Source organism: Methylobacillus arboreus, from assembly GCF_020532725.1.
GTDB classification, from domain to species: domain Bacteria; phylum Pseudomonadota; class Gammaproteobacteria; order Burkholderiales; family Methylophilaceae; genus Methylobacillus; species Methylobacillus arboreus.
Genome location: NZ_JAJAVC010000011.1, coordinates 537,460 through 556,736, shown reverse-complemented (window position 1 = coordinate 556,736; position 19,277 = coordinate 537,460). Strand labels below are relative to the sequence as shown.

Sequence of the window (19,277 nt, the reverse complement as noted above, 5' to 3'; positions counted from 1 at the left end):
TTCCAAACTTATGCAACTAGAACGTATCCTGCACTCCCAGGGCTTCGGCTCACGTAAAATCTGCCGCAGCCTGATTCGCCATGGCGAGGTAAGTGTGAATGGCGAGGTCCATGATTTCCCGTTCACGGAATTCGATACTGATAATTTTACTTTCACGGTGCGCGGCGAGGATTGGCAGTTCCGCGAAAAAGCCTACCTGATGATCAACAAGCCGGCGCATTACGAATGCTCGCACAAGCCACAGCACCATCCCAGTGTGTTCAGCCTATTGCCTGCGCCATTGCTGGAACGCGGCGTACAGTGCGTGGGCAGGCTGGACGAGGACACCACCGGCCTACTGCTGCTTTCCGACGACGGGCAGTTTATCCACCGTATGAGCTCACCCAAATGGAAAGCACCCAAGGTTTATCAAGTGACAGCCAAACATCCACTGGAAGAGGCACAAGTGCAGGCATTGCTGCAGGGCGTACAACTGCTGGATGAACCTGCGCCAGTGGCAGCACTCGCCGCGGAGGTTGTCAGCGAGCATGTACTGCACCTGACTTTGGCAGAAGGCAAATACCACCAAGTCAAACGTATGCTGGCTGCCGTGAGCAACCGGGTGGAAGCCTTGAAGCGTATCCGCATCGGCAACCTGGACTTGCCGGAAGACCTTGCTGCAGGAGAGTGGCGTTGGCTCGATGCCGAAATGCTGGAGGCAGTGTTACCGGTGCGCCAACCATAAATTCACCTTTGGCTCCTGAATGACTTGCCATTCCTGGCTATTAAATCAGCACAATAGTAGATAAAGATGCCGGTTCAAGTCCGGCATGACAGCTACCAATTTAGCGCTGTGCAATAAAACACCAGCATATACATTGCACAGCTTGCGTGCTTTTGCCGTATAATCTGCGTTCCCTGCGCTTCATCCAATCCGCGCAGCGGTCTTGAATCTTAAAGATACCTTCTTGCTGTCAGCCCAGATTGGAGTTATGTCATCGTAACAGGCCGACAAAAAACCCTTGAATATACTGGAGTTTCAGCTTGTCTTCCGACATAAGCCTTGCGCTTTCCAACATACAATTTTCCGATCTCGGCCTAGCAGAACCCATTTTGCGTGCGATTACCGAGGCCGGCTACACCCACCCCACCCCGATCCAGGCACAAGCGATTCCCCTGGTGCTGAATGGCGGCGACCTGATGGCCGGTGCGCAAACCGGCACCGGCAAGACCGCTGGGTTCACATTGCCCCTGCTTCACCTGTTGCAGAAGAACCCGGTCAAGGCAAAGCCAGGCCAGCCGCGCTGCCTGATCCTGACGCCCACCCGCGAGCTTGCCGCCCAGGTGGAAGAATCCGTGAAGACTTATGGCAAACACCTCAAGCTGAGGTCCATGGTGATGTTCGGCGGCGTGGGCATCAACCCGCAGATCGAGCTCCTGAAGAAGCCCCTGGATATCCTGGTGGCAACACCCGGCCGCCTGTTGGACCATGCCGCGCAAAAGAACATAGACCTTTCCGCAATCGAAATCCTGGTGCTGGACGAGGCAGACCGCATGCTGGACATGGGCTTCATCCGCGATATCAAGCGCGTACTGGCATTATTGCCCAAGGTCAGGCAGAACCTTTTGTTCTCCGCGACCTTCTCCGATGAAATCAAGGAACTTGCAGACGGACTGCTGCACAACCCGGGCTTTGTCGAGGTGGCACGCCGCAATACCACCTCCGAACTGGTGGAGCAGACCGTGCACCTGGTTAGCCAGGGCCACAAGCGCGAGCTCATGGCCCACCTGATCCGCGAGCACGGCTGGAAGCAGGTTCTGATCTTCACCCGCACCAAGCACGGGGCCAACCGCCTTGCGGAAAAGCTCAGCAAGGATGACATAGGCGCTGCAGCCATCCACGGCAACAAGAGCCAGTCTGCCAGAACCAAGGCGCTTGCAGACTTCAAGGATGGCGTCCTGCCGGTGCTGGTGGCGACCGATATTGCCGCACGCGGGCTGGACATTGACCAATTGCCGCAAGTGGTGAACTTTGAACTACCGAATGTGCCGGAAGACTATGTGCACCGCATTGGCCGTACCGGCCGTGCCGGCAGTACCGGTGCTGCCGTCTCCCTGGTGGACGATGAAGAGCTCAAGCTGCTGAAAGGCATCGAGAAGCTCATCAAGCGCGAAATTCCGCGCGTGGAGATACCGGGCAACTTTGTGCCGAGCGAAAAACCTGCGACTGAAAGCCGCCCGCCCCGGCAGCAACCAGGCACACCGCGCCAGGGCAAGAGCAGCAACAAGCCGCAAGGACAGCGTCGCGAACCCAACGCCAATACCGCCGAGCCCCGCACAGGCAACAAACCTCGCCAAGGAAAACCCAGCCAGGCCAAACCACAGCGCGGACAAGGTCAGCAGCCGCAAGGCCAGGGACAGCGCAACAAACCCCAAGGCCAGGCAGAACAAGCCAAGAAGCAACCGGAGAAACTCCTGTCCGAAGCCGCGCGCCACCAGGCCATGCCACAGGTCGGGCTGTTTGTGCCGCCAGCAGCACCCAAGCGCCAATACAATGCCAACCCCGGGCAAAAGCCCAACCGGGGCCGCCGCTAGAGCCTAGCGAGCATGCAGGCGAAAACCGCCGCCCAGCAACTGCTGGAGCAAACCTTCGGCTACAGCGCCTTCCGCGGGCAGCAAGAAGCCATCGTCAACCATGTCGCGGATGGCGGCGATGCCCTGGTGCTGATGCCCACGGGCGGCGGGAAATCTCTCTGCTACCAGATACCCGCTTTGTTGCGGCAAGGCATGGGTATCGTAGTTTCGCCATTGATCGCCCTGATGCAGGATCAGGTAGATGCCTTGCGCCAGCTTGGCGTACGTGCCGCTTTCCTTAATTCCAGCCTGGATAGCGATACTGCGCGTACTATTTACCAGACATTGATGCGCGGCGAACTTGATGTGCTTTATGTCGCGCCTGAGCGGCTGATGACGCCAAACTTTCTCGCCACGCTGCATGAAATCGAGCAACGCTTCGGCATTGCCTTGTTTGCGATTGACGAGGCGCATTGCGTTTCGCAATGGGGGCATGATTTCCGTCCCGAATACCGCCAACTCACGGTATTGCACGAGGAATTCCCCGATGTGCCGCGCATGGCGCTCACCGCCACCGCCGACACGCCCACCCGCAACGAGATTGTCGAACGCCTGGGGTTGGAAAGCGCCCGGCAATTCGTCTCCAGCTTCGACCGGCCGAATATCCGCTACCGTGTGGCGTTGAAGGACAACGCCCGCAGGCAGTTGCTGGTATTCTTGGAAGCCGAGCACCCCAACGATGCCGGCATCATCTATTGCCTTTCGCGGCGTAAGGTGGAAGAGACTGCCGGCTGGCTCAAGGAACAAGGCTGGGATGCATTGCCTTACCACGCCGGCCTCGATGCCGGCATCCGCCAGGCCAACCAGCAGCGATTCTTGCGCGAGGAAGGCATCATCATGGTGGCAACCGTGGCTTTCGGCATGGGCATAGACAAGCCCAATGTCCGCTTTGTCGCCCACCTTGACCTGCCCAAGAGCATGGAAGGCTACTATCAAGAAACCGGCCGCGCAGGCCGTGACGGGCTAGATGCCGATGCCTGGATGGTGTATGGCCTGGGCGATGTCGTGAACATGCGCCAGTTACTGGATGGCAGCAATACCCCGGAAGAAAGAAAACGCCTGGAACGGCAGAAACTCGATGCCCTGCTCGGCTATTGCGAATCTACTGCCTGCCGCCACCAAGCGATATTGCGCTACTTCAGCGAGCAACACCCGGGCGATTGCGGCCAGTGCGACAACTGCCTCAACCCTGTGGACACCTGGAACGGCACAGAAGCCGCCCGCATGGCGCTCTCCTGCGTTTACCGCAGCGGCCAGCGCTTTGGTGCCGGCCATCTCATCGACATCCTGCTCGGCAAGAGCACCGCGCAGATACAGCGTTTCAACCACCACTCGCTTTCCACCTTCGGCATAGGCAAGGCCTTGAGCCAGACGCAATGGAGCAGCGTGTTCCGCCAGCTTGTAGCGGCCGGATTGCTTTCTACGGATATGGAAGGCTATGGCGGCTTGCGCCTCACCGAAGAGGCACGGCCCTTGCTGCGAGGGGAAAGCGAAATCTGGCTAAGGAGCGACCCGCCAGCCGCGCGCACGACAAGCAAGGCCGAACGCGCGGGCCGCAGCCGAGAGGCCTACAAAGAGGTGCAGGACGACCCGCTCTGGCTCGCGCTCAAGGCCAAGCGGCTGGAACTTGCCCGCGAGCAGGAAGTGCCGCCCTATGTGATCTTTCACGACAGCACATTGCTGGAAATCCTCAACCAGAAACCAGTCAGCCTGACGGATATGGGCCGCATCAGCGGCGTAGGCGCAGCCAAGCTGGCCCGCTACGGCGATGCCTTCCTGGAGGTATTGGAAGAGCATGCAAGCTGAACAAGGCCAAACATCATGATACAAATCTGGGTGGATGCTGACGCTTGTCCGGTGGCAGTGAAGGAAATTCTTTTCCGCGCGGCTGACCGTACCGGCATCATGGTGACGCTGGTCGCCAATAAACTGTTGCGCGTGCCGCCGTCGCCTCATATCCGCGCCTTGCAGGTACCCGGCGGCTTTGATGTCGCAGACAGGGAAATCGTGCAAAAGCTGGAGGCTGGCGACTTGGTCATCACGGCAGATATTCCGCTGGCGGCGGAGGTGATTGCCAAGGGAGGCCATGCGCTCAACCCACGCGGGGAGATGTATGACAAAGGTAGTATAGGCGAGCGCCTTGCGATGCGGCATTTCATGGAGGATTTACGCAATAGCGGCGTTGATCTAGGCGGCCCTGCCTCATTCAGCCAATCAGACCGGCAGGCATTTGCGGCTGCACTGGATCGCTTCATTGCACGTCAGGCCGCAGGCACACCCTGAAACGCATTCATTCGAAAGCATATCTCATGAAAAATCCGTGGTTACTGCTGCTGTCATTGTGCCTTATCGCCTGCACGGGAACAGAAACACCCAAAGGCCTGCACCCTGTCACGCACTTCAAGCCCGATCAGTACCTCGGCACCTGGTATGAAATTGCCCGGCTGGATCATTCATTCGAACGTGGATTGCAGCAAGTCACCGCCACCTACAGCAAGCGTGAAGATGGTGGAATCAACGTAGTCAATCGTGGCTACAACCCCAAAAAGCAAAAATGGAAAGAGGCGGAAGGCAAAGCTTATTTTGTTGATGGGCCTGATACGGGCAAGCTCAAGGTATCGTTTTTTGGTCCGTTTTATGGTGCCTACAATATCCTTGTGCTGGATCGCGTCAATTACAACTTCTCGCTAGTGGCTGGCCCTGACCGCGATTACCTTTGGATATTGTCGCGCACACCCGAACTGTCGTATCCGGTCAAGGCTGAATTGATCGCCAGGGCACAAAGCCTGGGATTTGATACGAGCAAGCTGATCTTTGTCGAACACGATACACCTGGCCCGGCCAATTAGCTTTATTCGGCTCATTTCCTGCTGGATCGCCATGATACGAAAGGCAAGGTTATTGTTGCTGAGGACCCAGCACTCCCATCAATTCTTAATGCGCTCCGGGTACATGTTGTAGTCTGTGCCATTGACCGTGATGCGTACTGCTTTGATATGCAGCTTGGAATGGTCCTGTGCCCGGTTGCCCAGAATAACGATCGTATCGCCGACCTTGGCAGTGTCACCGGTAAAACCTGAACGAGAAGTTTGTAAAGGATTGCCCAAATCCACTTGCCACTCTCCCCCGTCGGTGCTTTTTACACGCAGAACCGGGTGAGGCGGTGCCATTGATATCGATTGTATAGTGCCATCAAGTGTGATTTGGTCGCCGTCCGTCCACGCCCAGCCATGGTGTGCATGCGCCAGCGAAATAGCGACTAACAGGCTTGCAGAAGCAAACACCGGTAGAATGACTCGTTGCGTCAGTGTCCTGCAATTAGGTAGTGTCATGATATCCCTCAGCGTTGGATTGAGACGTTAAGCGTTATTCAGCAGTAGATATGCAGGAATTAACAATAGTTCCGTCCCAACCCGTCGGGCAATGACCAGATATCTGTGGATTTTCAAGGCCGTAATTCACATATAGTCAAATAAGCAACCGGGCATAAGCCAATTACCTCATGCCCGGCACCGACCTCGTACCACCAAGCCTTAACCCTTGACGATCAGGCTATTCTTGACTGACTTCACACCCTCTATCGATTTGGCAATTTCACCGGCTTTCTGGATTTGCGCCTTGTTGTTGACGAAACCGCTCAACTGCACCACGCCCTTGTAGGTTTCCACACTGACCTGCAGACCCTTGAAGCCCTCTTCCTTCAGAATATTCGCCTTCACCTTGGCGGTGATGGTGCTGTCATCCACTACGCGGCCTACTTCTTTTTTCTGCTGTGCGGTTTTGTAGTTGCTATATTCCTCTTGGCTTAGCTTGGCATCTTTATTCTGATCGGCAGCATTAAAGCGCTCCTTGGTGTAGAAGCTGTCGCGACTGGCTTCCGTATAGTTAAGGTGCCCATCATTATTCGTGTCCAGCTCATGGAACTGTTTCACATCCGGGCTCTGATTGAGCTCGTCTGAAACGGATACAGCCCAGGCGCTGCCCGCAGTCAGGCCCAATAACAAAGATGTTGCGACAGAAATTGTTTTGATATTGAATGGGTAACGCATATTGCTCTCCTCTTCATGGCTATCGCAAACGGATAGATGTATGGATGGTAATGTCATCCGACAACATCAACCGTCAGCTATCCGCTGGAAATGGTGTCAGAGGCGGCTGACACCCTACCAAGGTCGCATTTTTGCCCCAGTTGAGGTAGAGTCACGCCCGGATTGGCATTAAGCTGTTCTTGTTTCTGGCGTATTTATTCAAGAAGGATGCGTATGAAGCTCTATCCCCGACTCCTCACCGTGTTGCTCCCCTTCACCATGCTGGGCATGACTCAATACGCCCAGGCTTCAGTGGAAGAAGATGGCAGGATATGGCTCAACCTAACCATGGAAGGCACGTTGTCGCAGCAAAACAAGTTGGGCTGGTATATGGAATTGCAGCCACGCTGGAAGGAAGAGGGTCGCGAGCACGACCAGAACATTATCCGCCCGGCAATCAACTACAAACTTTCTGACCGCGCCAGCATCTGGCTCGGCTATGCCGATGTCAGGACACATGGCGCCAGGGGCTCCAACCATGAGCAGCGCTGGTGGCAACAGTTCATGTATACCTTTCCACCCACCGCTAGCGGCATTGTGCTCACCAGCCGCACGCGGCTGGAACAACGCAACTTTGACATTGGTGACGACACAGGCCACCGCGTGCGCCAGCTGGTCCGCGCTATCAAAAAAATCGAGTCGAAAGAGTCACTAAGCTGGCTGGTGTGGAACGAACTTTTCATCAGCCGCAAAACGGACTGGGGCGCATTGAGCGGCTTTGACCAAAACCGTGCCTTTGCGGGAATTGCCTGGCAGGCAGCCTCCAATACGCGGCTGGAGATTGGCTATGTGAACCAGTATGTGCGTGGCAGCACCTTGGACCGCATGCATCATGTGCTATCTACATCATTATTTTTTCGCTTCTAGCCTGTTGCAATAGATTGTCGCAGCCGATCTAAAGCTTGATGGGAATAATCGCAAGCAAATAAAACCCCTGGTTTGGCGCACTGGTAATATCCACGCGCCCACCGATGGCCATGATGCGATTGCGAATGCCGGAAAGACCATGCGTGGTTGATTTTTCCTTGTCGAGATCCACACCCACGCCGTTGTCTTCAATTTCCAGCTTGAGGTAATCCAATGCCTCCACCATGTGTACCGAAACCTTGGTGGCATAGGCATACTTGCTCGCATTGTTGAGGCTTTCCTGTACCACGCGGTAAGCAATCAGGCCAATAGTTTCAGGCAACTCAATGTGCGCATCCGGCAGGATGAGATCCAGCTCCCACTCGTTGCGCTCCGCCATATCCTCGATCAGTGATTTCAGCGCCGGCCAGAAACCAATGGTGGTGATAATCGAAGGATGGAGGTTTTGCACGACCTGCCGCTTGAAGTGTATGCCCTGATTCAGGTAACGCATGGTTTTTTCAAGCTTTTCCACCAGCTCAGGATCCTGATCCTTGATTCTGCGTATTGTCCAGGAAATATCCATCTTGGTGGCGGTAAGAATTGAACCAAGCTCGTCATGCAGGTCGCGCGCCAGCTTCTGCCGCGCACGCTCGACATCGGACTGGTAATCCAACGCCAGTGTCTTCATCATATGGGAGTTGTTGCGGATACGCTCTTCATAAGCCTCACAATCCCTCGCGAGTTGCTGGCGCAAGTGGTCACGGCTATTCATTTCCTGCACCAGTTGACGGATGACCATAATCACGAGCAACAGGAGAATCAAGGCAGAACCGATCACTGCGGTACGCGTAATGGCAATGGTTTGCGCGCGTTTCTTTACCAGCTTCTCTTGCGCTTCATATTGTTGGTCAAGCAAGGTCTGTGAGTACTGCATGAACTTGGCCATTTCTACGATACCCTGATCGAGCCGGGCCAATTGCATTGCCTCTTCCTCCTTGCCTGACTGCAACAACGAGATCGCCAGCTTCATCTCGGCATTCTTGGCCTCCAGGCTGGAATTCAGCGCAATCAACCAGTTTTGCTCCTGCTTGCCCTTCATGGCTACGTTCTGGCTGGTAAACAGGCCTTCAATTTTCTGGATGTGGCGACGCGATGCCTCTATCGCCTGGTCAAAAGCCGCTACCAATTCGGCACGCTGATTCAGTAAGTAGCCGCGCTGGGCACTCTCGGCCTGGTTCAGGCTGGTGCGTAATTGTTGCAAAACGACGATATTGCGCTGCGCCTGATTGATTTGTGCGCTTTGCTGCTCTACCTCCACCAGCCAGGCGTCAGTAAACATCACGGAAATCAATGCCAGCACCATGGAGGCGACCAGGATGGCAAGCACGCGCCCGCCCAGCCGCCTGACCAGGCTATTGCCCCAGGCCGTTATTTTCCCGCCAATTGCCTTTATATCCATTGTTTCTCGATCATTGTGTAAGCCTTTTCTGACAAGGAATTCAGTTCCTGTCTGCTAATTCAGCATTAAGCAACAGCCTACAGTGTAAACCGTGCATTAAACAACCAAGGAGCAGATGATGCTGCATTATTCCGTGATCTTTTTTGTCATAGCCCTGATTGCCGCTTTTTTCGGCTTTAGCGGTATTGCCGCAGGTGCAGCAGAAATCGCCAAAATCTTGTTCTTCGTATTTCTGGTCATTACCATCATTTCACTGGTTGCCGGGATTTTTTACAATCGGCATTGACTAATTCATGGTTCACTGGCCTGGATATACACATAATTTCATCAATAGACAGCATTGGAGCAAAGCATGTTCAGTATCAACAAACAATCCGACATCAAGGAACACGCGGAAGACTTGGCAGAAACCGCGCAGGAAGCATTGAGTGATAGCGCCGAAGCTGGCAAAACCTCTGTCCGCAAATTAGGCCGCAAGCTGGAAAGCAAGGCCCGCGACAGCAAGAAAGAAGCCCTGGCGCTACTTGAAAGCCTAAAGGATGTGCTGGACCCGGATGCGCATGGCAGTGCCACGGAGCACATTATTGAGCAACTCACAGAAAACTTCTCCGAATGGTCCGAGTCCCTGGACAAGGAACTCTCACAAGCACTCAAGACCAGCCGTACCACATCGCGCAAGTGGTTGCGCAAACGCTCCTTGCTGACGCTCTCTTTGGCTGTGGGTGCCGGTGTACTGGTCGGCTACGCCCTGAGCAAGGATGATTAAATCTGCCCATGGCATTAGGTGAGCATACAGGTGGCTTGCAGAACCCGGCAAGCCACCTTAGTATCAATAGTCAAACGTCACATTTGCAAGGATCGTCAGCCTCCATGAAAAAAATATTATTAGTTGATGACCATAAAATTGTCCGCCAAGGCCTGCGTAACCTGATTGAACTCGAATCCGACCTTGAAGTGGCAGGAGAAGCGGCTTCGGGGCTGGAAGCCATCAAGCTGGTCAGAAACCACCAATATGATGCAATTGTCATGGATATCGCCATGCCGGACAAGAATGGCGTTGATACCCTGCATGACCTGCGTCATGTAGCGCCAAATCTGCCGGTGTTGATCCTGAGTGGCTATGGCGAGGAGCAATATGCGCTCAATCTCATGCGTAGCGGCTGCAAGGGCTATTTATCCAAGGATGCAGACTCTGATGAGATCATCAAGGCCATCCGCACCGTCGCAGGTGGCAAGCGCTATATTTCGGCAGAGCTGGCCGAACTCATGACCAATGAATTAAGCAACCCCTCCGAGAAATTGCTGCATGAAACACTCTCCGACCGCGAGTTCCAGGTCTTCTTCAAGCTCGCCAGCGGCTTGAGTGCCACCGAAATTGGCGAAGAGCTTTGCATCAGCGTGAAAACGGTCAGTACCTATCGTACCAGGATCATGGAAAAAATGAGCCTGAAGACCAATGCAGACCTCACTTATTATGCAATCAAGAACCAGTTGATTGCCTAGCACCAATGAAAAGCCCCAGCGTCAGATTATGTAGGAGTAAGGCGGATGGCAACAGGTATCCCCAACAGGATAGAATTCACAAGCAATGGGTAGTTAAGACTATGGATACCATCATGAAAGAGCGTCGCGCTTCTCTCGAGCCGGACCCGAAGACAATGAAAGTATTACTGGTTGAAGATTCATCGCTATTACGTGAAACGCTCATGGACATCCTGTCTGACTGTCCGGGTTTGTCATTTGAGGGCGTTGCATTAAGCCAGGATGAAGCGATTCGGCAGCTACAACACCAGGCGTTTGATCTGTTGCTGGTGGATATTGAACTAGCCCAGGGTAACGGCTTTGAAGTAATCAAGGCAACACAACAGGCCGATTACCCATTTCCCCGGCCTACCTACTTCATCCTCACCAATCATGCCTACCCGCAATACCGCCAGATGGCGAATGAACTAGGCGTAGATCATTTCTTTGACAAATCCATGGACTTTGACCTTGCCATTGAGACTATAGAAGCCCACGCTGCCAAATTTGCCGCATAAGAGATCAGGCAGGGCCTGCACCATCCATCTGTGATGGTGTTTATCTGCTGATCTGTGTCTATTGAAGCGCATGGATCGGCAGTAAGCTAGCGGCTTTGAGCCTGTTGATGATCTTTTCATAGGGTACGTTGTCCCGGCAGGGTAGTCGATGCAAGGCGCAAACCGCAGACGTGCTTATTGCACGGCGAGGATTTGCAACGCAGCAGCGGCTGCGCTGCCGGGGCAACCCGAAGGGCATGGTGTCAAAACGCGCCCGCTCTGCGTTGCAGTCCTTGGCAAGGCAATGGGCATTACCTGCGGACTGCGCCTTGATCGGGCGCGTTTTGACACCATGCGTACCCCATGAAAAGATCATCAACAGGCTCTAAGTTTCAGGCAACGCTCCCGGTTAGGCGTACCTGCAAACCAGGTAATCAAGGAATCAGAACACCGCCATGCCAGACATCTCCGCCCTCGACCTCGCGCGCGTCCAGTTTGCCTTCACCGTCTCCTTCCACATCATCTTTCCATCCATCACGATCGGCCTTGCCAGTTACCTGTTTGTACTGGAAGCCATGTGGCTGAAAACCGGGAGTGAAGTTTACAAGGATCTTTACCATTACTGGCTCAAGATCTTTGGCGTCAATTTCGGCATGGGCGTGGTTTCCGGGCTGGTCATGGCCTACCAGTTCGGCACCAACTGGAGCGGATTTTCTGCCTTCGCAGGCAGCATCACCGGGCCGCTACTGACCTACGAGGTATTGACCGCATTCTTTCTCGAAGCCGGATTCCTTGGCGTCATGATGTTCGGCTGGAGCCGCGTCGGTCCCGGCTTGCACTTGCTTTCCACAGCCATGGTCGCACTCGGCACCCTGATTTCCGCCACCTGGATTCTGGCCTCAAACAGCTGGATGCAAACACCGCAGGGATTTGAGATTGCCGATGGTATTGTCATCCCGACTGACTGGTGGCAAATTATTTTCAATCCATCCTTTCCCTATCGTCTGGTCCATATGAGTATTGCAGCGTTTCTTGCCACGGCGCTCATGGTCGGGGCAGCCGGGGCCTGGCATCTGCTGCGCAGCCAGAACACGCTGGCCGTACGCACCATGCTTTCCATGGCGATGTGGATGTTGTTGATTGTTGCGCCAATCCAGGCTTTGGTCGGGGATTTTCATGGCCTTAACACCTTGAAGCACCAACCTGCCAAAATTGCGGCGATGGAAGGCCACTGGCAGAACCATGAAGGCGAAGGCGTGCCCTTGCTACTGTTCGGCCTGCCTGACATGCAGAAAGAAACCACCCGTTTTGCCGTAGGCATTCCACATTTGGGCAGCCTGATTCTCACCCATAGCTGGGATGGTAAAATTCCGGCACTGAAGGACTTTCCGCCTGAAGACCGTCCCAATGCGAGGATCATCTTCTGGTCGTTCCGCATCATGGTCGGCCTAGGGTTATTGATGATAACGCTTGGTCTCTGGAGCCTTTGGCTGCGCCGCAAAGACCGTTTATATACGCATAAATGGTTCCTGCGCTTTTCCTTGTGGATGGGCCCTGCCGGCGTCGTTGCCATTCTTGCCGGCTGGTTCACCACGGAAGTCGGGCGCCAACCCTGGGTGGTTTATGGCATCATGCGTACCGCGGATGCAGTTTCCAGCCATGATATTGCAACATTGGCAGGCTCTTTGACCCTGTTTGTGCTGGTATACCTGTTTGTGTTCGGCATTGGCATTGGCTATTTGCTGCACCTGATGCGGCTGCCGGTACAGCATGCAGTACCCGAACCTGAAGGCGGCCCGGGCCAATCCAAACAGCCAATGCGGCCCTTGTCTGCGCCGGATGCGCCCTTCTCGCTCGAAGCGCATTTGCCTAACCCTAAGGAATAGTAGTTGATGGAATTCGATTTACCGATGATATGGCTGATGGTCATCCTGTTTGCGATCGCAATGTACGTGATCATGGATGGTTTCGATCTGGGGATAGGCATTCTTTTCCCCTTCGTCAAGGACAGGCATGACCGCGATGTGATGATGAATACAGTAGCGCCAGTCTGGGACGGCAACGAAACCTGGCTGGTACTTGGCGGTGCAGGGCTGATGGCAGCTTTTCCCCTCGCCTATGCCGTGGTGCTAAGCGCGCTCTACCAACCCATCATCCTCATGCTGCTAGGCCTCATCTTCCGTGGCGTTGCATTCGAGTTCCGCTTCAAGGCCCCGGAAAAAGAGCGGCCACTATGGGACAAAGCGTTTATTGGCGGCTCCATCACAACAGCCTTCTTCCAGGGCGTCACGCTGGGCGCCTACATCAATGGCATTGTGCTTGAAGGGCAAACCTTTTCAGGCGGTGCATTCGAATGGATCACCCCGTTCTCGTTGTTTACCGGACTGGGTGTCATGGTCGCCTACGCCCTGCTCGGCAGCACCTGGCTCATCATGAAGACAGAAGACAAACTACAACAACGCATGCTGCAACTGACACGCCCATTGGTCGGGCTGGTAGTGATTGCACTGGCAGGCGTGAGCATCTGGACACCGCTGGCCCACCCCAGCATCGCCGAGCGCTGGTTCAGCCTGCCCAACTTCTATTTTCTTTCCTTAGTGCCGGTATTGGTTGCCATCAGCCTGTATTCCCTCATGCGCGAGCTTAAGTCCGGCTATGACCGGCAGCCTTTCATTGCCGCCCTCATCATTGTCCTGCTGGGTTTGTTTGGCCTGGCCATCAGCATCTGGCCACAAATCATCCCGCCCGGCATCACCATTTGGGAGGCAGCTGCCCCCGCTGCCAGCCTCAAGTTCGCACTGGTCGGCACGCTTGCCATCATCCCGATGATACTGGCTTACACCATCTGGTCCTATCGTGTATTCAGGGGCAAGGTGCGTCACGGCGATGGCTATCACTAAACCGGACAAGCCGCGCGCGATATGGGTAAAACGCGTGCTCTGGCTGGTACTGATCTGGACAGCCAGCGTTGTCGCCATGTTGGCTGCCGCCTACCTCATGCGGCTCTTCATGCAGGCGATCGGCCTGCACTCCTGACCACTCCTCGATTCCGGCTATTGTTGATAGGCTCTATCATTGGCCTGAAGCTTGTGGCGTAACCAGGCAAAAGGCAAAATCACTGGTCTTGCCACTCCATCAACACCGAGGCATCCACCGGCGCCGCACCCACATGTTGCAGATAGTCATCCTGCAACAAGCGCATACGCAAGACATCCCGATAGGAACCATTGGAGAAAAACTCTTCCTTCAAATGGCCTTCCACCTCAAAGCCACAGGTTTCATAAATGTGAATCGCCGCCAGGTTGTCCTTGTCCACCACCAGATATACCTTATGCAGATTCAGCACGCGGAAGGCGTAACCGACGGCAATCCGTGTCGCTGACTTGGCCAGGCCACGCCCTTGAAAATCAGGCGCCACAATAATCTGGAATTCCGCCCGGCGATGGATGTAATCAATCTCCACCAGCTCAACCAGCCCTGCCAGCTCCCCGGTTTCCAGCTGGATAATGAAGCGCCGCTCATTCTGGTCATGGATATGGCGGTCATACAGCGCAACCAGTTCGTCATAAGCTTCATACGGCTCCTCGAACCAGTAGCGCATGATGGTATCGTTGTTGTTGAGCTTGTGTACGAAGTGCAGGTCGTTGCGCTCAAGAGGACGCAGATTGATACGATCAGCAGACATAGTTTTGCTTTGGAAATGGGATAGGTTGATTATAGCGCCATGCCATGACAGGCAACAAAACCCGGACCAGGAACAAAGCGAGCCGGATAAACCTATTCTACCAAGCTGACCGTGAAACCCGATTGCCTCAATCGGGCGATCAAGCCCTGCTCCCCGGGCAAATGCGCCGCCCCTACGGCAACAAACACGGATTGTTGCCTGGCCTCGGCAGCAATGCTCTCCGCCATCTGCACATTACGCGCATCCAATAACTGGACACGCAGCTTGTCCCACAATGCCTTGGGCAAATCATCCCCAGTCATCTGCTCATCCAGCGCCCCGACTCTTTCCAGGTCGCCTGCGAGGTAAGCCTGTATCAACAACTCGAAGTCCGTTTCCTTCTGTTGCTGGGTACGTGCCAACACGCTGCGCAGCATCAACAGCTGTTCATCCAGGCTGATACTCTCCAGCGCAGAGAAATGCGCTTGTACTGACTCAAGCGCTTTTACTCCCTTGCCGGCTCGCTGGGCCTGCAAATAAAGCTGCACGTCCATGGTGTAGGGCGATTGTGAAATGGGTAGGTCAAATACCATGGCCAGCAGCCAGGGCTTCATGCGCAACACCATGCCGCGCTCAATTCCATGGAAATCGGCCAGTTCAAATACCTTTTCCAGCTCCTGCTGATCCAATAGCTTGTCCAGGCTGGTTTCCTGCATGAAATAAGGCGAAACATCGCTGGAAGGTAACACTTCCATCATGAAGAATGCTGCAGAGTCCAAGGCAGCATTCACCGATTCGACCAGCGTAGTCACTCTGGAATCATCCACATGGATAGTGCCGAACAGGTAACTGGCCGGGCCATCATCCAACTGGATTTTCCAGAGCATGCCCTGTCCCGCCGCCATGACCGTGGCCGACCACAGACAACACACGAAAAAAAAGCCCCGCAAGCAAAAACTCGTGAGGCTTCGATAACAATACATGCGAAGTTGTCCTGGCGTTTATGGACGCCCGAGCTTCCTGGCAGGCCTGGGCTTATTCTTATTGCCAGCTATGGGGGCACGCGCGACCGGGCGTGATGCTGCAGGGGCTGCCAACTTTGCGGGGCGGCGGCTGCCATTGGCTTTCACCTGATCCTTGGCAAGGATAGGTTGCCAGGCAGGTACCAGGTGCTTTTTGCCATTACCGATCAAGTCTTCTCGCCCCATCTTTTTCAGGGCTTCGCGCAGCATGGGCCAGTTGTTGGGGTCGTGATAACGGATAAAAGCCTTGTGCAAACGCCGTACGCTGCCGGCCTTGGGGATAGGCACATCCTCGCTGTCATGCGTCACCTTGCGCAAGGGGTTCTTGCCCGAGTGATACATGGCAGTGGCCATTGCCATCGGCGTCGGCGTGAAGGTCTGCACCTGGTCGAGCTTGAAGTCATACTTCTTCAGCCACAATGCCAGGTTGAGCATGTCTTCATCGGTAGTGCCGGGATGGGCCGCAATAAAATAAGGGATGAGATACTGCTCCTTGCCCGCTTCCTTCGAGAATTTCTCGAACATGGCCTTGAACTCGTCGTAGGCGGTCATCGCAGGCTTCATCATCTTGTCAAGCACGTTTGCTTCAGAGTGCTCGGGCGCAATCTTGAGGTAGCCGCCGACGTGATGCTGCACCAGTTCCTTGACGTATTCCGGCGATTTCACCGCCAGGTCGTAACGCAGGCCAGAGCCGATCTGGATGCGCTTGATGCCGGGAATCGCACGTGCCTTGCGGTAAAGCTGGATCAGGTGTGAATGGTCGGTGTTAAGGTTCTCGCAAATGCCCGGGAACACGCAAGAAAGCTTGCGGCAGGATTTTTCGATCACCTCGCTCTTGCAAGCCAGGCGGTACATGTTAGCCGTGGGTCCGCCCAGGTCGGAGATGGTGCCGGTAAACCCTTCAACCTTGTCGCGGACTTCTTCAAGTTCCTTGAGGATAGATGCTTCGGAACGACTCTGAATGATGCGGCCCTCATGCTCGGTAATCGAACAGAAAGTACATCCGCCAAAGCAGCCGCGCATGATATTGACCGAGAAGCGGATCATCTCCCAGGCCGGGATACGCTCTTTTTTATACACAGGATGGGGCGTACGGGCATAGGTCAGGTCATAGACATAGTCCATTTCCTTGGTGGTGAGCGGAATCGGCGGCGGGTTGAGCCATACTTCGCGGTCGCCATGACGCTGCACCAGCACGCGGGCGTTGCCCGGATTAGCCTCGAGGTGCAGCACGCGGGAGGCATGGGCATAAAGCACCGGGTCCTGCACAACCTCCTCATACGCCGGCAGGCGGATGAACTGCCTGCTGCGGTCAGCCTTGGGCTTATTGGGCTTGCGTACAATGGTAATGGCCTGCACGCCTGGCTCGAGGCCGGTATTGGCTGCCGCAGCCGCGGTGGAAGCGCAGGAGGCACCGGTTTTCTCCATGGCTGGCTCCATGGCATAAGGGTCTACGGGCGTTTCTACCTTGCCCGGACGGTCAAGCGCGGTGGAAGAAACTTCCTCCCATCCTTCGGGCAAGGCCTTGCGCAGAAATGCCGTGCCACGGATATCCGTAATCTCGCTCACCAACTCGCCCTTGGCGATGCGGTGGCTGATCTCGACTAAAGCACGCTCGGCGTTGCCGTAAATCAGGATATCAGCCTTGGAATCCACCAGCACCGAACGCCTGACCTTGTCAGACCAGTAGTCGTAATGCGCAATGCGGCGCAAGGAAGCCTCGATGCTGCCGATCACCAGCGGCACGCCTGGGAAGGCTTCACGGCAACGTTGGGAATACACCAGGATGGCACGGTCAGGGCGTTTGCCTGCTATCGCACCAGGGGTATAGGCATCATCAGAACGGATTTTACGATCAGCCGTGTAATGGTTGACCATGGAATCCATATTGCCGGCGGTAATGCCGAAATAGAGGTTGGGCTTGCCCAGCGCGCGGAAAGGATCGGCCGACTGCCAGTCCGGCTGCGCAATAATGCCGACACGGAAGCCTTGTGCCTCAAGCAGGCGACCCACCAACGCCATGCCGAAACTGGGATGATCAATATAGGCGTCGCCAGTGACCAGGATAATGTCGCAGCTATCCCAGCCCAGGCTATCCATTTCCGCACGACTCATGGGTAGAATGGGGGCTGTGCCGAAACGCTTGGCCCAATAAGGCCGGTAAGCGCTTAATAAACGAGGTGGTTCCAGTTGTAATTCCATAGCGTCGGCATTTTACCTTGGAATGCCTGTGTAATGACGGAACCCCGGCAAAATTTTATAAAATCAACTGATAAATCAGGCAATTATTCAATGTCACCCAAACTCATGCATAACACCAGGCAGCACAATATCCGGGGAATATCCATCTTATTCATGGCCATGGCCTTGCCCGCCCATGCCACCAACGGCTTCAACCTGATCGGCTTCGGTGCAGAATCCACCCTGATGGGCGGCGCGGACGTAGCCGTGGCGCGAGACAGCTCGGCAATCAACACCAACCCTGCAGGGCTGGCGCAAATACGCGGCAAGGTGTTCAACGGCTTTGGCAGCGTACTACGTACGCTGGACCTGTCCCATGCCGATCAGTTCGGCAGCGATGAACATGCCTCCAACCGCTATACGCTGCTGGGCGGCGGCGGTTATGCGCAGTCCCTGGACAGCATTCCCTGTGGCGCAGGCGTAGGCAGCTTTGTGCAAGGCGGCGCGGGAGGCGTATTCCGCAACATCAATAATTACCATGGATCACAGGATGATTTCGCGGCCAAGTTCGGCATCGCCAAAATTGGCATAGGCCTAGGCTGCCAAGTCACCGAGCGCCTGGCACTGGGTGCAACCATAGGCATGACTTACGCACGGATCCAGCAATCCTTGTATCGCAGCTCGCAGGACGGCATCAAGTTCGCAGATGCCGACGTCATCCGACCCAATTTCAAGATTGGCCTGCAATATAAGCTTACCCCTGCCCTCACCTTTGGTGCGGCTTACACGGAAAAAACCAAACTGCCGATGTCGGGTGGGTCACTGGACCTGAACATTGGCTCGATTGTGCATTACGACGATGCCAAGCTGGATGGCTTTGCCACGCCACGTGAAGTGGCATTGGGGCTGGCCTGGAAACCGGAAGATGACTGGCTGCTTGCCATCAAGCTCAACTGGATAAACTGGTCGGATGCAATCAACTCGACGAAGCTGACCGCCAAGAATCCGGACAATCCGTTGTTGCCCGCGCTGTCTGTGACAAACCGCATGGACTGGCGTGACCAGGTGGTGGTGGCACTGGGCCTGGCCTATGACCTGAATACAAGGACCACCCTGTATGCAGGTTACAACTATGGCAAGAACCCGATCCCGAGGACGCATACCACGCCCTTCGTCGCCGGGATATTGGAGCATCACTACACCGCAGGTGCGGCTTACAAGCTGAATCAGGAATGGACCTTCACCGGCGGACTGGAATACTCACCCGTGGTCAAGGTCAACTACAACAATCCCGACCTGCCTGTCTTCGGCAATGCCCAGCTCAGGAACGAGGCGCTATTCCTGCACTTCATGCTGAGCCGCCAATGGCAATAACCGGGAGCA

20 protein-coding genes are annotated in these 19,277 nt (G+C 55.0%); 14 read left to right on the top strand and 6 right to left on the bottom strand.

Annotated elements, in window-relative coordinates; genetic code table 11:
• Nucleotides 1-10: 10 nt before the first annotated feature.
• The 5 genes from LG198_RS13615 to LG198_RS13595 all read left to right on the top strand — a co-directional run bounded on the left by LG198_RS13615 (nt 11) and on the right by LG198_RS13595 (nt 5,462).
• Entirely contained in the window at nt 11-724 is a 714-nt protein-coding gene (locus LG198_RS13615; RefSeq protein ID WP_230343722.1) for a pseudouridine synthase, read from the top strand.
• A gap of 299 nt (nt 725-1,023) precedes the next feature.
• Nucleotides 1,024-2,574, top strand: coding sequence for a DEAD/DEAH box helicase (locus tag LG198_RS13610; protein ID WP_230343721.1), 1,551 nt, complete (start codon nt 1,024-1,026; stop codon nt 2,572-2,574).
• Between the two features lie 12 nt (nt 2,575-2,586).
• Complete coding sequence (gene recQ, locus LG198_RS13605; protein WP_230343720.1) at nt 2,587-4,419, top strand: DNA helicase RecQ; 1,833 nt, start codon at nt 2,587-2,589, stop codon at nt 4,417-4,419.
• 18 nt (nt 4,420-4,437) lie between these two features.
• A complete protein-coding gene (locus LG198_RS13600; protein ID WP_230343827.1) occupies nt 4,438-4,896 on the top strand; it encodes a YaiI/YqxD family protein in 459 nt (152 codons plus the stop codon).
• A gap of 26 nt (nt 4,897-4,922) precedes the next feature.
• Nucleotides 4,923-5,462: a lipocalin family protein gene (locus LG198_RS13595; RefSeq protein ID WP_230343719.1), complete on the top strand. Its 540-nt coding sequence runs from the start codon at nt 4,923-4,925 to the stop codon at nt 5,460-5,462.
• Between the two features lie 78 nt (nt 5,463-5,540).
• Here the strand turns inward: LG198_RS13595 and LG198_RS13590 are convergent, their stop codons facing one another.
• Complete coding sequence (locus tag LG198_RS13590; RefSeq protein ID WP_230343718.1) at nt 5,541-5,945, bottom strand: DUF6152 family protein; 405 nt, start codon at nt 5,943-5,945, stop codon at nt 5,541-5,543.
• A gap of 201 nt (nt 5,946-6,146) precedes the next feature.
• Nucleotides 6,147-6,662 (bottom strand): BON domain-containing protein, encoded by a 516-nt coding sequence (locus tag LG198_RS13585; RefSeq protein WP_230343717.1) that lies wholly within the window; start codon nt 6,660-6,662, stop codon nt 6,147-6,149.
• 213 nt (nt 6,663-6,875) lie between these two features.
• Here LG198_RS13585 and LG198_RS13580 point away from each other — a divergent pair, with 213 nt between their 5' ends.
• Nucleotides 6,876-7,568: a DUF2490 domain-containing protein gene (locus LG198_RS13580; protein WP_230343716.1), complete on the top strand. Its 693-nt coding sequence runs from the start codon at nt 6,876-6,878 to the stop codon at nt 7,566-7,568.
• A gap of 28 nt (nt 7,569-7,596) precedes the next feature.
• Here LG198_RS13580 and LG198_RS13575 read toward each other — a convergent pair whose 3' ends face one another.
• On the bottom strand, nt 7,597-9,009 hold the full coding sequence (locus LG198_RS13575; RefSeq protein WP_230343715.1) for a sensor histidine kinase: 1,413 nt from the start codon (nt 9,007-9,009) through the stop codon (nt 7,597-7,599).
• Nucleotides 9,010-9,127: 118 nt separating this feature from the next.
• On the opposite strand from LG198_RS13575, the gene LG198_RS13570 reads away from it, so the two are divergent.
• The 7 genes from LG198_RS13570 to LG198_RS13540 all read left to right on the top strand — a co-directional run bounded on the left by LG198_RS13570 (nt 9,128) and on the right by LG198_RS13540 (nt 14,063).
• Complete coding sequence (locus LG198_RS13570; RefSeq protein ID WP_230343826.1) at nt 9,128-9,295, top strand: DUF1328 domain-containing protein; 168 nt, start codon at nt 9,128-9,130, stop codon at nt 9,293-9,295.
• Between the two features lie 66 nt (nt 9,296-9,361).
• Nucleotides 9,362-9,775, top strand: a complete 414-nt coding sequence (locus tag LG198_RS13565; protein ID WP_230343714.1) for a hypothetical protein — start codon at nt 9,362-9,364, stop codon at nt 9,773-9,775.
• A gap of 104 nt (nt 9,776-9,879) precedes the next feature.
• Entirely contained in the window at nt 9,880-10,512 is a 633-nt protein-coding gene (locus tag LG198_RS13560; RefSeq protein ID WP_230343713.1) for a response regulator, read from the top strand.
• Between the two features lie 113 nt (nt 10,513-10,625).
• Nucleotides 10,626-11,048, top strand: coding sequence for a LytR/AlgR family response regulator transcription factor (locus tag LG198_RS13555; RefSeq protein WP_230343712.1), 423 nt, complete (start codon nt 10,626-10,628; stop codon nt 11,046-11,048).
• A 434-nt stretch (nt 11,049-11,482) separates the two neighbouring features.
• Nucleotides 11,483-12,913 (top strand): cytochrome ubiquinol oxidase subunit I, encoded by a 1,431-nt coding sequence (locus LG198_RS13550; protein ID WP_230343711.1) that lies wholly within the window; start codon nt 11,483-11,485, stop codon nt 12,911-12,913.
• A gap of 6 nt (nt 12,914-12,919) precedes the next feature.
• Entirely contained in the window at nt 12,920-13,927 is a 1,008-nt protein-coding gene (gene cydB / locus LG198_RS13545; protein WP_230343710.1) for a cytochrome d ubiquinol oxidase subunit II, read from the top strand.
• On the top strand, nt 13,914-14,063 hold the full coding sequence (locus tag LG198_RS13540) for a DUF2474 domain-containing protein (RefSeq protein ID WP_230343709.1): 150 nt from the start codon (nt 13,914-13,916) through the stop codon (nt 14,061-14,063). The genes cydB and LG198_RS13540 overlap by 14 nt, the downstream gene beginning before the upstream one ends.
• Before the next feature lie 79 nt (nt 14,064-14,142).
• On the opposite strand, the gene speG is transcribed toward LG198_RS13540, so the two are convergent.
• From speG to LG198_RS13525, 3 genes are all read right to left on the bottom strand, one after another.
• The gene (gene speG, locus LG198_RS13535; RefSeq protein WP_230343708.1) at nt 14,143-14,712 is read right to left on the bottom strand and encodes a spermidine N1-acetyltransferase; all 570 of its coding nucleotides are present in this window, start codon (nt 14,710-14,712) and stop codon (nt 14,143-14,145) included.
• Between the two features lie 92 nt (nt 14,713-14,804).
• Nucleotides 14,805-15,596 carry a TraB/GumN family protein gene (locus tag LG198_RS13530; RefSeq protein ID WP_230343707.1) on the bottom strand — a complete coding sequence of 264 codons (792 nt, stop codon included), beginning with the start codon at nt 15,594-15,596 and terminating at the stop codon, nt 14,805-14,807.
• Between the two features lie 96 nt (nt 15,597-15,692).
• Nucleotides 15,693-17,915 (bottom strand): YgiQ family radical SAM protein, encoded by a 2,223-nt coding sequence (locus tag LG198_RS13525; RefSeq protein WP_230343706.1) that lies wholly within the window; start codon nt 17,913-17,915, stop codon nt 15,693-15,695.
• A gap of 90 nt (nt 17,916-18,005) precedes the next feature.
• Here LG198_RS13525 and LG198_RS13520 point away from each other — a divergent pair, with 90 nt between their 5' ends.
• Entirely contained in the window at nt 18,006-19,268 is a 1,263-nt protein-coding gene (locus tag LG198_RS13520; protein WP_230343705.1) for an OmpP1/FadL family transporter, read from the top strand.
• The last annotated feature ends 9 nt before the right edge of the window (nt 19,269-19,277 follow it).

Excerpts from the sequence above, each read along its gene's own strand:
- LG198_RS13615 (WP_230343722.1), top strand. The coding sequence starts at position 11 with ATGCAACTAGAACGTATCCTGCACTCCCAGGGCTTCGGCTCACGTAAA.
- recQ (WP_230343720.1), top strand. The coding sequence starts at position 2,587 with ATGCAGGCGAAAACCGCCGCCCAGCAACTGCTGGAGCAAACCTTCGGC.
- LG198_RS13595 (WP_230343719.1), top strand. The coding sequence starts at position 4,923 with ATGAAAAATCCGTGGTTACTGCTGCTGTCATTGTGCCTTATCGCCTGC.
- LG198_RS13590 (WP_230343718.1), bottom strand. The coding sequence starts at position 5,945 with ATGACACTACCTAATTGCAGGACACTGACGCAACGAGTCATTCTACCG.
- LG198_RS13585 (WP_230343717.1), bottom strand. The coding sequence starts at position 6,662 with ATGCGTTACCCATTCAATATCAAAACAATTTCTGTCGCAACATCTTTG.
- LG198_RS13580 (WP_230343716.1), top strand. The coding sequence starts at position 6,876 with ATGAAGCTCTATCCCCGACTCCTCACCGTGTTGCTCCCCTTCACCATG.
- LG198_RS13575 (WP_230343715.1), bottom strand. The coding sequence starts at position 9,009 with ATGGATATAAAGGCAATTGGCGGGAAAATAACGGCCTGGGGCAATAGC.
- LG198_RS13570 (WP_230343826.1), top strand. The coding sequence starts at position 9,128 with ATGCTGCATTATTCCGTGATCTTTTTTGTCATAGCCCTGATTGCCGCT.
- LG198_RS13565 (WP_230343714.1), top strand. The coding sequence starts at position 9,362 with ATGTTCAGTATCAACAAACAATCCGACATCAAGGAACACGCGGAAGAC.
- LG198_RS13560 (WP_230343713.1), top strand. The coding sequence starts at position 9,880 with ATGAAAAAAATATTATTAGTTGATGACCATAAAATTGTCCGCCAAGGC.
- LG198_RS13555 (WP_230343712.1), top strand. The coding sequence starts at position 10,626 with ATGAAAGAGCGTCGCGCTTCTCTCGAGCCGGACCCGAAGACAATGAAA.
- LG198_RS13550 (WP_230343711.1), top strand. The coding sequence starts at position 11,483 with ATGCCAGACATCTCCGCCCTCGACCTCGCGCGCGTCCAGTTTGCCTTC.
- cydB (WP_230343710.1), top strand. The coding sequence starts at position 12,920 with ATGGAATTCGATTTACCGATGATATGGCTGATGGTCATCCTGTTTGCG.
- LG198_RS13540 (WP_230343709.1), top strand. The coding sequence starts at position 13,914 with ATGGCTATCACTAAACCGGACAAGCCGCGCGCGATATGGGTAAAACGC.
- speG (WP_230343708.1), bottom strand. The coding sequence starts at position 14,712 with ATGTCTGCTGATCGTATCAATCTGCGTCCTCTTGAGCGCAACGACCTG.
- LG198_RS13530 (WP_230343707.1), bottom strand. The coding sequence starts at position 15,596 with ATGGCGGCGGGACAGGGCATGCTCTGGAAAATCCAGTTGGATGATGGC.
- LG198_RS13525 (WP_230343706.1), bottom strand. The coding sequence starts at position 17,915 with ATGGAATTACAACTGGAACCACCTCGTTTATTAAGCGCTTACCGGCCT.
- LG198_RS13520 (WP_230343705.1), top strand. The coding sequence starts at position 18,006 with ATGTCACCCAAACTCATGCATAACACCAGGCAGCACAATATCCGGGGA.